Below are 14,123 nucleotides of genomic sequence, written 5' to 3' on the forward strand. Positions count from 1 at the left end.
GGCGATGGCGACGGTACTGATCGCGGAGGACGTCGAGGACCTGACGTATGCGCTGACCCGGCTGCTCACCCGGGCCGGCTTCACGGTCCGCACCGCACCGGACGGCGCGCGGACGCTCGCCGAGGTGCGGGCCGAGCTCCCGGACCTGCTGCTGCTGGACCTCGTGATGCCGCGGCTGAACGGGCTGGACGTCTGCCGCGCGCTGCGCGCCGACCCGGCCACCGCCGGCGTGCCGATCCTCATGCTGTCGGCCTACGCCATGCCCGCCGACCTGCAGGCCGGCCTCGACGCCGGCGCCGACGACTACATGATGAAACCGTTCCAGAGCGACGAGCTGATCGCCCGCTGCACCGCGCTGATCAAGTGATCAGACCTCGTACGGCTGCACCACCACGAAGTGGCCCTGCAACCCCATGAACTGCAGCGCGAGGCCTTCGCCGCTGTCGCCGGCGTAGAGCTGCCGCGACACCCTGACCTGCGTCGTCACCGACACCCGCATGCCGGAGGTCCAGGCGACGACAGCCTTCATGTCGGCGAACGTCGGCCCCTGGCACAGCAGCGTCACCGGCGTGCCCCGGGTCATGACCACGATCGCGCCCTGCCCGGACACCACCAGGTGGAACATGCCGCCGCCCGGGATGCCGGGGCTCTCGATCCGCGCGATCTCCGTCTGCAGGGTGGCGTCGAACGCGAGCACGTTGTCGGCGTTGACGCACAACGACTGGCCGTTGAGCTCGACGATGTGCAGGTCGGTGGCGTTCTCGGCGAGGAACACCTCGCCCTGGCCCTTGCACGTCATCAGCTTCAGGCCCTGGCCGGTGACGGCACCCTCGAACATCGCCCGCAGGCCGCCGGAGCCCTTGTAGATGAACTCGACGTTGCCCTGGTAGGCGACCATCGACCCGCGCCGCGCGTGCACCTCCGGCCCGAGCGTCACCTTCACCATCTTGCTGCTCTGCTTCGTCCACCGGCCGGTGGTCGGCGCCTCCCGGTACTTGTCCAGGCTCGTCATGACCCCGGGCCGGACCCGCTCAGGCTGCGGCGGCACCGGTGCACCGTGTGGCACCGGTCCACCGTGTTGCGGCGGCCGGTGTTGTACAGGTGGCGGCGGCGCGAAGGACTGCGGCGCCTGGACAGGCGGCGGCGCTTGTACGGGCCGCGGCGCTTGGACTGGCGGCGTTGCTTGCACGGGCGGTGGCGCGAATGCCGGTGGCGCCTGCACAGGCGGCGGTGCCGGCTCGGGCTCTTCGTCCACGGTCCCGCCGTAGGAGCGGATCAGGTCCGCCAGCCCGCCGGCGAACCCCTGCCCGACCGCCCCGACCCGCCAGACCCCCTTGCGGTACACGTCGCCGATGATGATCGCCCGCTCGGCGCCGAAGTCCGCGCCGGTGAAGCCGTACCGCACGACCTCCTGCCCACCGGCCATGATCCGGATGTGCCCCGACCGCAGCTGCCGGGCGGTCCCCGCCCCGTCGATCGACGCGCAGAACGACAGCTTCGCGATCTTCTCCGGCACCCTGCTCAGCACGGCCCGGAACCCCTCGGTGTCCCCGCCCTGTGGGCCGACCTTCTGGATCGACCCTTCCGGCGAGCTCGGCTGGTTGAAGAAGATGAAGTACGCGTCGTCGGCCATCCTGTTGGCCGCGTCGAGCCCGAAGCACGAGATGTCCCACGTCAGCCCGGGCCCGTCCAGGAACACCCCGACGTACAGCTCGTCCGCGCTGGTCAGCGCCGACAGCGGGCTCTTCTGTCCCCGGGTGAACACCTGAGCCACGTGCCCCTCCTCGGCCTCAACATCATCGCGTCCCTGAAGAACCTACCGCGCCCCACGGAGGCGCTGCAGCAGCACGTACAGGCCGCGGTGGGCGACGAGCGCGGCCCGCGCCTGCGGCGGAGCGGCGCCGGACAGCGAGTGATCCCGCCACCTGGTGGCGGCCTGTTGCGCGGCCACTCGGTCATGCGGGCAGCTTAGAGCGCGGGGCGGGCGTCGCGGTGGCGGCGCAGGGCGTCCAGATCCGGCCAGACGCGGGGGTTGATCGGCAGGTGAAGAGACTGGCCGTGCCAGTGGCGGTAGGTGGCGTCGGTGATCGACTCGGCGACGTGGACGGTGTAGTCGTCGTCGAGCCACAGAAGGTGGGCGTCGAAGAGGTTGTGCAGGTCGGCCCGTAGGAGCAGGCAGTTGGTCACGGCGTCGGCCGCGGGGCCCGTGGCGGGTCCGATGTGGGCGGCCTCCAGCACGTCCCGGGTGGCCACACTGCTGATGGCGCAGCGTCCCTCGTACGCGGCGAGCAGCTGGTCACGCAGCTTCAGCCGCCGCGGGCGGACGGTCAGCGACATCGGACCTCCCTGGTGGTCAGGCGTGGGCGGGGCGCCGCAGGGCGTGGCGTTCGAGGTCGGCGGGGAGCAGCGGGCGGGCGTAGTGGTAGCCCTGGGCGTAGCGGTAGCCGAGGCGGCGCAGCTCGGCGGCCTGTTCGGGGGTCTCCACGCCCTCGGCGACGGCGCGCAGGTGCAGGCCGTTGCTGATGTCGATGAGCGCGGCGGCGATGACCGCGTGCTCGCCGCCGTGGGTGACCGTGTCGACGAACGACTTGTCGACCTTCAGCAGGTCGACGGGGCAGGTGCGCAGCAGGCCGAGCGAGGAGTGGCCGGTGCCGAAGTCGTCGAGGGCGACCGCGACGCCGAGCGCCTTGAGCGCGTGTAGGGTCTCCACGGCGGTGCCACCGTCGAAGACGGCCGTCTCGGTGACCTCGATGGTGAGGCGGTGGGCCGGTAGGCCGGTGCGGTGCAGGACGGCGGCGACGTCGGCGGCGAAACCGGCCTCGCGCAGCTGGCGGGCGGAGACGTTGACGCTGACGATGGCCGGGGCGTCCGGGCCGAGCTCGAACTGCCAGCGGGCCGCCTGCGTGCACGCCTCGGCGAGGATCCACGCGCCGAGGGGCACGATCAGGCCGGTGCGCTCCGCCGCCGGGATGAACTCGGCCGGCGAGATCGGGCCGCGCTCGGGGTGGTTCCAGCGGACGAGGGCCTCCACGCCGTACAGGGACCCGTCGGTGATGTCGACGATCGGCTGGTACACCAGGTGCAGCTGCCCGGTGTCCAGCGCGGTCCGCAGGTCGGCGGCGACGCGGGCCTGCTCGGCGCCGCGCTGGTCCATCGCGGACGTGTAGACGCTGAAGCGGCCCTTGCCCTGGTTCTTCGCCTCGTACATCGACACGTCGGCGCGGCGCAGCAGCTCCGCGGCGGTGTCGCCGGGCCGGGCGCCGGCGAGGCCGATGCTGGCCTCGACGACGAGGTCGTGCCCGGCCGCCTGCAGCGGGCGGCGCAGCTCCGCGGTGAGCGTGTTCAGCGCCGACTCGTGCGCGGCCTGGTCGGTGCCGTGCAGCAGCAGCGCGTACTCGTCACCGCCGAGCCGGGCGACGGTGCTGCCGGCGGGTACGTGCGCGGTCAGCACGGCGGCGACCGCCTGCAGCAGCGCGTCGCCGACCGCGTGCCCGAGCTGGTCGTTGATGCCCTTGAAGTTGTCCAGGTCGATGACGGCGACACTGAGCGCCACCGACCCGCCGCCGAGCGCCGTCGTGGTCGCCTCGGCGAAGACCGTGCGGTTGGCGAGGCCGGTCAGCGCGTCATGGCCGGCCTGGTGGGCGAGCTTGCGCTGGTACGAGTGGAGATCGCGCAACCGGGAGTCGAGCTGTTTCACGAGCCGGGCGTTGTCGTGCAGCCGGGCGTCGAGCTCCTGCAGCAGGGCGGCGTTGTCGCGCAGCGCGATGATCTGCCGGGCGGCGACGAGGACGGTGACGGTGATCGCGCCGACGGCCACGACGACGACGTCCGCGGAATCCTGGATCGTCGACACCAGCAGCAGCGCACCGGTGGCGACGACCGCCGCGTACGGCATGACGCTCAGCCGCCGGCCGGGCAGGCGGTCCGGGGGCGGCGGGACACCCAGCGCCCGCACCTGCCGGTCGGCGGCCAGGCACAGCACCAGGCAGGTCGCCGGCAGGATCAGGTGGGAGGTGTTGAGGTGCGGCCGGGACGCCAGCAGCGGCGCGAGGGACCCGCCGCCCGCACCGACCGCGCCGGTGAGCGCGAGCAGGTGCAGCGCCCGCCGGTCGATCGGCCCGGTGCCGGTGAACGCGACCTTGATGAACGCGAAGACGCAGATGAAGCCGCCGCCGACCACGGTGAGCGCCGACCAGGTGTCGCCCGCGCTGCCCGCGAACCACGACTCCCACCGCGGGTACACCAGATGCCAGGCGAACGTGATGGTGGTGACGATCACCGTGGCGATGTCCAGGCCGAAGCGGGTCCAGGCCCCGCCGGTCCGCCGGATGCCCGGGATGCGCAGCAGGCCGATCATCATGACCAGCAGGCCGCTCAGGTAGATGGCCGAGGTGACGCCGCTGACGTGCTGGTTGCGGTCCACGCCGACCAGGTTGTCGCGGGCGTTGCTCATCGCGCCGCAGCCGACCAGCACGAGGCCGACGCTCACGTACCGCCAGAAGGTCCGCTGCGGACCGCCGGCCCGCCACGAGCTGGTGGCGGCGACCGGGACGCTGACCAGCAGCGTCGACCATCCGAGCAGCGCCGGCGTCCGGTACACCAGACCGACCGCGAACCAGAGGGCGGCCACCACCACGAGACCGGCGGTGATCGCCAGGGGTGCGGTCAGTCGCAGCGGCGTCACCGAACCGTCAGAGGGCGGGGACGTCACGTTCATGGCCGCACCATCGGTCCGTGACCGCCCGGCATGAGGCCCGCACCCGGTTTACTCCGGGTGCGGGCCCCCGCGGGTCAGCTGACCGTGACGGCCAGGTCGTCCAGGACGAAGGACGTCTGCAGCGACGAGTCCTCGGTGCCGTTGAACTTCAGGGTGACGGTCTGGCCGGCGAAGGCGTTCAGGCTGTAGGTCTTGGCCTGGTACCCGGTGGCCTTGTTCAGGTTGGAGAGTGTGCCGAGGGTGGTGGAGCCCGCGGTGACGGTGAGCTTGTCGTACGCCGTCGTGGTGGTGGTCTCGGCGGTGTCGATGTGGACGTAGAAGGTCAGGGTCGCGGAGCAGCCGGCGGGGATGGTGACCGCCTGGGAGATGGACTCGGTGTGGGTGGAGCCGTAGCCGAGCAGCCAGGCGGAGTACGTGCCGGTGCGGGCGGGCTGGCCCTGCGACGCCCACTGGCCGATGGCGCCGCTGGTGCCGGTCCACGAGGCGGCGCCGGATTCGAAGCCAGGGTTGAGCAGCTTCTGGCCGCTGCACGTGCCGCCGCCGCCACCGGTGACCGTCCAGCCGAACGACGCCGTGCCGCTCGCGCCCGTGGTGTCCGTCGCCGTGACCGTCGACGTGGTGGTCTGGGCGGTCGTCGGGGTGCCGGAGATGAGGCCGGTGCTGGAGTTGATGGTGAGCCCCGCGGGCAGGCCGGTCGCCGAGTAGGTCAGCGTCTGGCCCGAACCGGACGACGAGGCCGAGATCTGCAGCGACTTCGCCGTGCCGACCGTCGCGGTCTGCGCACCCGGGTTGGTGACGGTGACCGTGTTGCCGGTGCCGGCGGGCTTGGTGAGCAGGCAGCCGGCGATCGTCAGGTCGATGGCCCGCGACGAGTTGAGGCAGGTGGTGAACCAGTAGGTCTGCTCACCGTAGCTCTGGCCCTGCACGACCGTGACGTTGCCGTTCGCGTCGACCTCGCACGGGTTGTTCAGCGTGCAGCGGGCGCCGTCGTCGTTACCGGTGTTGTTGATGCCGATGACGGTGTTGTTCGCGGACGACACGATCGGCGAGCCGGACGTGCCGTGCGTGGTCTGGCAGCCCGTGTTGTAACGGATCGAGTCGTGCCAGGTCCACTGGTCCTCGCGCAGCGTCGGCACGAAGCCGTTGATGGTGCAGGTCCAGACCTGCTTCCAGTAGCTGGACGGGATCGTCATCGCCGCGCCGTCGGCCGGGTGGGTGCCGGCGATCGTCAGGGCGGTGGTGTTGAAGCTGGTCTTGATCTGCGCGAACGTCTGGGTCAGCTGGTACAGCGCGACGTCCGTGTTCGTCATCGTCGCGTAGATCAGCTTGTCGGCGCGCACGGTGCCCAGCGAGTTGCCGGTGTTGCCCAGCAGCGTGCCGGTGCGCGAGCTGGTGCGGTTCTGCAGCACGACGCCGGCGTTGATGAAGCCGCCCTCGTAGCAGTGCCCGTTGGTGAGCAGCATCGCCCGGTCGCTGTCGACCGACGTGGGGTACCGGACCAGAGCACCGGAGCAGTTGTTCAGGGCGATCGTCGCCGTCAGGCCGGTGACCTGGACCGCCTGGGCGGGTGCCGGCCCGGCGACGACGCTCGCGGCGACGGCGAGCATGGCCGCGCCGATCGCGATGACCCGTCTTGTGCGCATGGGTGGGTGGTCCCTTCGGGTTGGGGGGAAACGCAGCGGGCGCCCGCGGGGATACCGCGAACACTTCGCCGACCGTCGATGTGGTGATGGCACCATCACATCGACGGGCATGCCGGTCAACGGGGCGGACCCTTTGCGTACCCCCACCGTTGCCGTCATGCTGCCCTGCATGAGTGCGCTGTTGTTCATCGGCGGCCGGATCTTCGGCTCGCCCGCCGCGGACGCGGTCGCCGTCCGGGACGGCCGGATCGTCGCCGTCGGTCCCCGCGCCACGGTGCTGCCCGAACTGGCCGGCGGTGCCTTCGACGTCGTCGACCTGGACGGACGCGCGCTCGTGCCCGGCCTGCAGGACGCCCACATCCACCCCGTCTCCGGGGCCCTGGAGCGGCTGCGCTGCGACCTCACGCCGTGGCACACGAAGGCCGAGTACCTGGCCGCCGTCGCCGCGTACCCCGGTTCCGGCTGGATCACCGGCGGCGGCTGGTCGATGGCCGCGTTCCCCGGCGGCCTGCCGCACCGCGACGACCTGGACGCCGTCGCCCCCGACCGGCCCGTCTTCCTGCCCAACCGCGACCACCACTCGGCATGGGTCAACAGCCGCGCGCTGGCGCTGGCGGGCATCTCCCGCGTCACGGCGGACCCTCCGGACGGCCGGATCGAGCGGGACGCCGCCGGCGAGCCGACCGGGGTGCTGCACGAGGGCGCCATGGACCTGGTCACCGGCCTGCTGCCGGCCGACACCGCCGAGGACTACGACCGCGCGCTCGCCGAGGCTCAGCGGTACCTGTTCAGCCTCGGCGTCACCGGCTGGCAGGACGCGATCGTCGGTGCGTATGCCGGCGCTCGCGACCAGTTCGACACCTACCTGTCCGCGGATGCCGCCGGTGTGCTGCGCGCCCGCGTCACCGGTGCGCTGTGGTGGGACCGCGCGGGCGACGAATCGCAGATCGCCTTCTTCGAGTCCCGCCGCGCCGCCGCCGTGCACGGCCGCTTCCGCGCCACCGCCGTGAAGATCATGCAGGACGGCGTCGCGGAGAACTTCACCGCCGCGATGATCGACCCGTACGTCGGTCAGGGCGCCCACTGCGGCCACTCCAACGTCGACCCCGCCCACCTCGCCCGGTACGTCTCCCTGCTGTCCGCCGCCGGCTTCGGCGTCCACTTCCACGCGATCGGTGACCGCGCCGTCCGCGAGTGCCTGGACGCCGTCGCCGCCGCAGGCCCGTCGACGGCCCGTCATCACCTCGCCCACCTGCAGGTCGTCCACCCCGCCGACGTGCCGCGGTTCGCCGCCCTCGACGTCACCGCCAACATCCAGGCCCTCTGGGCCACCCACCACGAGCAGAACGACACCCTCTGCGTCCCGTTCTTCGGCCCCGAACGCTCCGGCTGGCAGTACCCGTTCGGCTCGATCGCCCGCGCCGGCGGCCGCCTCGCCGCCGGCAGCGACTGGCCCGTGACGACCCCGAACCCGTGGTGGGCCATCCACGTCGCCGTCCACCGCACCGAACCCCCGGTCTCCGCCGAGGCCGACTGGCCGACCTCCCAGGTCCCGATGCTCCCTCGCGAGGCGCTGACCCTGGAGCAGGCCCTGACCGCGTACACCCTCGGCTCGGCCTACGTGAACGGCACCGACGACCTGACGGGCTCCATCGAGCCCGGCAAGGCCGCCGACCTGGTCGTCCTGGACCGCGACCCCTTCGAACCCGACGCCAAGCTCTACGACACCGCCGCCGACCTCGTCTTCATCGACGGCCAGGTCGTTCACGAACGCTGAACGTCGAGCCTGACCGGCCGCCCATCCAGCGTCGCCGCGCCGTCGGACACGGCGAGCACCGGGGCGCCGAGGTCCGCCAGCCGCCGCACCACGTCGGACGGCGCGCCCTTGTCGACCACGACGAGGTGGAACCAGAGGTCACGGCCGTACGGCAGGAACGGCACGAGCGAGTCGAGCGCCGCCGACGCGTCGGCGGTGATGACCCACAGCTGCGGGCCGGTCCAGGCGCCCTGCCTGCCCCGGAGCAGGTCGGCGACCCCGGCGGCGGCGACGGCGGTGAAGAGCCGGCCCTCGACCGCGCCCGCCAGCGCCGCGACCAGCCGCCCGGTGACATCGCTCGGACCGCGGATCAGCAGGTGCGGGTGGTCGCCGAACTCGAGGAAGCAGGCACTGCCGTCGTCCTCGTGCACCCCGATGCGCAGCCGCATCGCCGGCCCGTCGACCCGGGGAGCCCGCGGCCCGGTCCACGCGGTGGCGAGCTCGGCGACATATGCGTGATGGTCGCCGCCGACGTGCCGGGTCGGCGCCGCGAGCTGGACCAGGTTCTGATCGTCGGTCTGCCCGCGGCCCGGGCGGCCGCCCTGGACCCTGTGGGCCCCGTCGATGGAGAGCCGGGATGACGTGGGGTCGTGCAGCGACAGCTCGACCAGCGTGCCCATGCCGGCGAGGTCCGGGCCGTATCCGCTCCACTCCGGACAGGTCGTCACGAGGCGCACGTGATCGCCGAGGGTCAGCAGGTCGCGGACGTCCGGGCAGTTACGCACGACCCTGCGCCAGTTGTCGACGACCACCACGACCGGCGGCCCGTCGCCGGCCGGGCGGCGCTTGAGGAACGCGACCAGGCGGCGCATGGCGGGCTCGTCGTCGCGGTGGAAGACGCCGCCGACGAACGGCAGGCCGGCAATGGTGTTGAGGCCGCCGCCGAGGCAGTACACGTGACAGGGCTCGCCCCGGCGGGCCAGGGCGAGCACCACGGTCTGCAAGGCGGTCGTGGTGCCGCTGCCGCGTTCGCCGACGATCGCGACGTGTCCGGACAGGTCGAGCGTCAGCGGTGCCTGGCGGTGCTCCCGCGGCAGGTCGACCAGGCCGATCGTGACGCCGTCGGCCGGCAGGTCACCGAGCGCGACCACCTCGGGCAGCGGGGGCAGCCAGATCTGGTGCACGGGCCCCCCGAGCCCGGCGAGCCGAGCGGCGAGGAGATCGGGCAGCAGCCTGACCTGGAACGTGCGGCGACTGTCATCCGTCGCGCTCCACAGGTAGCCCTCCTCGAGCGCCGCGGACGGATCGGATGTTTCGAGGTCCCCGGCCATCAGTCGAAACGTCAGGTAGTCGCTCAGCCCTCCCAGCAGACGTGCGCGCACGGTCGGCATGTTCACGAGGAGGTGGATGCCTACCGACGGCCCGATGCGGCAGACGTCGATGAGCGTGTCCAGGATCGAGGGCCGCGCGGCGTCCAACCTGCTGGGTTTGTCGACGACGATGAGGAGGCGCGGGAGGCGCCCGGCGGACGGTTGTCGCCGGCGGTCGATCTCGCCGGCGACGACCTCCTCGAACCGTTCGATGAGCGACGGCGCACTGCCCGTGCCGAGGACGAGCCCGGCGAGGTGCGGAAGCGACTCGAGCCCGGCGAACCCGCTGCCCTCGTCGAGGTCGACCATGAGGATGTTCAGGTCCGCCGGACTGTTGGTGAGTGCGAGGCCGAGGACGATGGTTCGCAGGAGCCCGGTCCGATCGGAGCCCGTCGCGTCCAGGAGGACGCCGTGGGGGCCGGTGCCGCCTTCGCTCGGGTCGCGCAGGTCGAGCAGAACAGGGTTGCCGTCCGGATCGGTGCCGACCGGGACGGTCAGGTTGCCGGGCACGGACCAGGCTTGTTCGGGGTCGAACGTCAGCGGGTCGAAGCCGAACAGGGCGGCCGGTTCGTCTGCGGTGGGGATGGGCGGATCGAGGGCGAACTTCCGCGCCGGGTGACGGTGACCTGCGGCCAGCAGCTCGCCGGTGGCGCGTCGGGTGGGGTCGGCGGGCAGGACGACCACCGGAACCGCGAGGGAGTTCAGCTCCGATACCACGGGGTTGTCGGCGGATGACCGGGCGAACACGATCAGGTGCAGCCGCAGGTCACGGCCGTGCACGAGCCAGCTGCTCAGTGCGCTCAGCCTCGCCCGATCGCCGTCGGCGAGCACCCACAGGTCGGCGAGCATCCACAGGTCGGGGCCGGCTCTCCTGGTGCCGGTCGATTGCCGCAGCTCTTCGGCGAGGCGTTCCGCTTGATCGGGGCTGACGATCTCGCCGGAGACGGATTGCTCGATCGCCTGACGCACCCTCAGCCGGTCCTCGGGGAGGCCACCGAAGACGAGGAGGTGCGGGTCGGCGGCGAAGTCGACGGCGAACTCGGCACCGTCCGACTCGAAGGTGCCGAGCCGGACCCGTCGGAGCGGCTCCGCGCGGCGGTCGGCGGCGAGTTCGCGGACGAAGGCCTCGTGTGAGCCGCCGAGCTCGCTGATGGGCAGGGCGATCTGCAGGCGTCGCCGCCCGTCGCCGGTCAGGGCGCGGCCGGGTTCGTCGCGCCAGAGCTGCCGGGCGTCGTGGGCGGAGATCTCGGAGGTCTCCGGTTCGTCGAGGCGGAGTTCGATCATCGTGCCGAACTCTGCGAGGTCGGCCTCGTCGAACCGGTTCCAGCGCTCGTCGGCGGCCACGATCACCGTCTGGCGATCACGCAGCAGCTCCCCGAGGTCCGGATACCGGTCACGGACGCTGTTCCAGCCGTCGACGACCAGCACTGTGTAGGGCGACGGGTGGCGCCGCAGCGACGCGATCGTCGTGGCCACCAGGTCGTCCCACGGTTCGAAGACGTCGATGACGACGGGCAGGTCGATCAGGGATCCGAGCCCCCCGCCGATGCAGTAGACCCTGTACGGGCGCATCGTCCGGCTCAGGGCGGTGACCACCGTCAGAAGGGCCGTCGTCTTTCCCGAACGGCGCCCACCGATGATGGCGAGGTGGCCGGAGGCGCCGGTCAAGTCGATCGTGAACGGTCGGCGGCGGTGCTCGCGGGGGATGTCGACCTCGCCGATGACGACGACCTCTGCCGGTCCGTCGCCGACCTGTATCCCGTCGGCCGGTAGTGCGCCGAGGGCCAGCTCCTTCGGCAGCGGCGGGAGCCACACCTGGTGCACCGGGCCGCCCTGGCCGGCCATTGCGCGCACGAGGAGGTCGAGCAGCGTGTCCGCGCGTGGGCGCCGGTACGGGTCGAAGACGTCGTCCCAGGTCGGGGGCGGCGGCGGGTACGGGCCGGAGACGTACGCGGCGCGGAAGCGGTGCGGGGCGTCGTCGCGCGTGCGTAGGTAGCCGTGGCCCGGACCGTACGGGAGTGCGGACGCGTCAGGGGTGCCGATGGCGTCCTGGGACTCGGACGCGGAGCCGGTGCGCAGGGCGATCCGGAGGGACAGGTCGGCCTCGAGACCGCGCAGCCAGCCCCGCTGGACGCGCTGGCCGGCCAGCAGGAGGTGGATGCCGAGAGCGCGGCCGTGCCGGCAGATCGTCCCGAACGTCTCGATGAGCGACGGGTCCGTGGTGAGCATGGCGTCGAACTCGTCGACGACGACGAGCAGGTGCGGGCGGCGTTCGGTGAACGGCTCCTGACGGCGCACCACCTCGCCTTGCACGACGTCCTTGAACCGGTCGACGAGGGACAGGTCGTCGCCCAGGTCGAGGGCCAGGCCGGCGAGGTGGGGGAGCGTCTCGAGGCCGGCGAAGGTGGCGCCGCCGCGGAAGTCGACGGGGAGGATGTTGAGCTCGGCCGGGCTGTTGGTGACGGCGAGGCCGATGATCAGGGTGCGGAGCAGCTCGGACTTGCCGGAGCCGACCGCGCCGACGACGAGGCCGTGCGGGCCCGTGCCGCCGTGGCCAGGTTCGCGTAGGTCGAGCAGCACCGGGCGGCCGTCCGGGTCGGTGCCGATCGGGACGGTCAGGTTGCCGGGCGTGGTCCATGTCGCGGCGGGGTCGAAGGTCAGCGGGTCGATGCCGTACAGGGTGGGGAACGGTACGGCCTGGAGGCCGTCGGCGGACTCTTCGACGAGTGGACGGCGGGGCGGGGGCGGGACGAGCCGCTTCAACGTCTCGAGGACGTCGCCGGCGAGCGGGCGTAGGTCCGGGTCGCTGCGGGTGGTCCGCTCCAGCTGCAGGGCGATGGCCCGCACGTCGGTGCCGGGCAGGAGCGCCAGCTCGCCAAGTTCGGCGACGGCCGACAGTCGCAGCTCGAGCGACGGTGCGTCCGCGGCGGTGAGGGCCTTGGCGAGCCGGTCGTCCAGCGACGTCCGCGGGCGGAGGCGGCCGGTCATGGCGACGAACCACTCGCGGGTCAGGGCGGGGCCGCCGGCGGAGGTGCGGTTCGCGGCGAGCCAGACGGCGGCGCGGGCGGGGTCGACCAGGTTCAGGGCGGTGAGGCGCTGGGCGTGTTCGAGTTCGGGCTGGGTGTGCCAGCTCGGGTGCTGGTCGGTGTACTGCTCCAGCAGCACCGCGACGCGCGCCGGTCGTTCGGGGCCGAAGCGGGCCACGAGGGAGGCGAGCAGCGCGTCGCGCAGGGTGGGGTCGATCTCGTACAGGTCCTCGCCGACCTCGCGGAACACGGGCGACAGCAGCAGGGCGGCCTCGGCCTCGAACGGCAGGACGGCCGGCGGGTCGAGGAAGAAGTTGATGCGAAGCAGGTGCAGCAGGCCCGCGTCGACGGCGACCGGGACCGCCGCGTGGCAGGCCAGCTCCAGCGCGCCCGCGGGCAGGCGGGCCCGGGCCGCGGCGAGGCCGGCCGCGACGGGGGAGGAGCGCACCCACGAGCCGGCGGTCACAGCGGCCTCGGCACGGGGAACGGGCGGCCGCGCAGCACGTCGACCGCCTGGTACATGCCGGCGCGGGTCAGCGGGAACATCGGCACGTGCCGGGCGACCTGCTCGGCGGTGCTGCGCCGCCAGCGGGCCGCCGGGACCGGGTTCAGCCAGGTGAGGGCGCCCGCGGCGGACCGCAGCGCCTTGCCGAGCGCGACCGTGTCGAGCAGCCGGGCGGGGCTGAGCGTGCCGCGGGCCGCGCCGGCGTCGCTGATGACGGCGGCGCCGGTGGCCGCGGTGACCGTGTCGAGTACCTCGCGCAGGGGGAGCGGCGAGGTCAGCGCGGGATCGCCGTACACGGTGCCGTCCAGCAGCGGCTCGACGGACGGCAGGATCGCGTCGAGCGCCGGGTCGAACGGGTCCGGCACGGCGGACAGCAGTGCGGGATCCGCCGCGCCGGCCGTGTTGTGGAAGTAGACGACGGTGAGCGCGCTGAGCCGGCCGGCGCGCCGGACCGCCTGCTCGACGTGCTCGACGTACCGGTGGAACGGGGCCATCGAGCCCTGCCGGTCCACGAGCAGCAGCAGCCGGGTCGTGTTGCGGCGGGCCGGCACCAGGACCGGGGGCACGGGCGCGCCGAGGCGCGCCGAGCGTCGCAGGGTCTCGTCGACGTCGAGCTCGACGGGTGGGCCGTGCCGGGTCGGGCGGCGCAGCCCGCGCCACACCTGGACGATCTCGCGTTCGGTCAGCGGGTACTGCGGGGTCAGCACCAGCGTCGTGTCGATCCGTCCGGTGCCGGGAGGAGCCGCGGGAAGGTCCCGGTTCGGCGCGGCGACAGGCGGCGGCGCGGGCTCCGGGGAGGCCGGCTGCGCCGCCGGCGCATCCACAATGGACGGCGGTGGCAAAGGTGCGGGATCCGCAGTGGCAACCGGTGCGGGAGCCGTGAGGATCCACTGTGGAGCGTCGATCCGGGCGAACGCCGCCCGCACCATGTCCGCCTCCGCCGCGGTCTTCGCCCACAGCGTCACGCACAGCTCCGTCAGCGCGGCGCCGGACGTCCAGCCGAACCCGGCGGCGAGGGCGCGGCGCAGCGCGTCGCAGTCGTCGACGCCGAGCGGCAGCCCCCGCCGGCGCAGCTGGTCGATGAGCGCGTGGACGAACGGCGGCAC

At 72.8% G+C, this 14,123-nt stretch carries 9 protein-coding genes; 2 read left to right on the top strand and 7 right to left on the bottom strand.

The features are described from left to right. The first annotated feature begins 4 nt into the window (after nt 1–4). A complete protein-coding gene (locus tag ABZ321_RS08820; RefSeq protein WP_354890336.1) occupies nt 5–367 on the top strand; it encodes a response regulator in 363 nt (120 codons plus the stop codon). Here the strand turns inward: ABZ321_RS08820 and ABZ321_RS08825 are convergent, their stop codons facing one another. The 5 genes from ABZ321_RS08825 to ABZ321_RS08845 form a co-directional block, all read right to left on the bottom strand. Continuing rightward, entirely contained in the window at nt 368–1,774 is a 1,407-nt protein-coding gene (locus tag ABZ321_RS08825) for a TerD family protein (RefSeq protein WP_354890338.1), read from the bottom strand. A 42-nt stretch (nt 1,775–1,816) separates the two neighbouring features. Next, nucleotides 1,817–1,951 (bottom strand): hypothetical protein, encoded by a 135-nt coding sequence (locus ABZ321_RS08830; RefSeq protein WP_354890340.1) that lies wholly within the window; start codon nt 1,949–1,951, stop codon nt 1,817–1,819. A 17-nt stretch (nt 1,952–1,968) separates the two neighbouring features. Then, nucleotides 1,969–2,337, bottom strand: coding sequence for an HNH endonuclease (locus tag ABZ321_RS08835; RefSeq protein ID WP_354890342.1), 369 nt, complete (start codon nt 2,335–2,337; stop codon nt 1,969–1,971). 16 nt (nt 2,338–2,353) lie between these two features. Beyond that, nucleotides 2,354–4,717 (bottom strand): EAL domain-containing protein, encoded by a 2,364-nt coding sequence (locus tag ABZ321_RS08840; RefSeq protein WP_344507583.1) that lies wholly within the window; start codon nt 4,715–4,717, stop codon nt 2,354–2,356. A gap of 74 nt (nt 4,718–4,791) precedes the next feature. Then, on the bottom strand, nt 4,792–6,360 hold the full coding sequence (locus ABZ321_RS08845) for a putative Ig domain-containing protein (RefSeq protein WP_354890345.1): 1,569 nt from the start codon (nt 6,358–6,360) through the stop codon (nt 4,792–4,794). A 169-nt stretch (nt 6,361–6,529) separates the two neighbouring features. Here ABZ321_RS08845 and ABZ321_RS08850 point away from each other — a divergent pair, with 169 nt between their 5' ends. Beyond that, nucleotides 6,530–8,137, top strand: coding sequence for an amidohydrolase (locus tag ABZ321_RS08850; RefSeq protein WP_354890347.1), 1,608 nt, complete (start codon nt 6,530–6,532; stop codon nt 8,135–8,137). Here the strand turns inward: ABZ321_RS08850 and ABZ321_RS08855 are convergent. Continuing rightward, nucleotides 8,125–12,978 (bottom strand): FtsK/SpoIIIE domain-containing protein, encoded by a 4,854-nt coding sequence (locus ABZ321_RS08855; RefSeq protein WP_354890349.1) that lies wholly within the window; start codon nt 12,976–12,978, stop codon nt 8,125–8,127. The genes ABZ321_RS08850 and ABZ321_RS08855 overlap by 13 nt on opposite strands. Next, on the bottom strand, nt 12,975–14,123 hold the full coding sequence (locus tag ABZ321_RS08860; protein WP_354890351.1) for a VWA domain-containing protein: 1,149 nt from the start codon (nt 14,121–14,123) through the stop codon (nt 12,975–12,977). Before ABZ321_RS08860 ends, ABZ321_RS08855 begins: the two co-directional genes overlap by 4 nt.

Origin of the sequence: Dactylosporangium sp. NPDC006015 (assembly GCF_040614215.1) — a bacterium.
Lineage (GTDB): Bacteria > Actinomycetota > Actinomycetes > Mycobacteriales > Micromonosporaceae > Dactylosporangium > Dactylosporangium maewongense.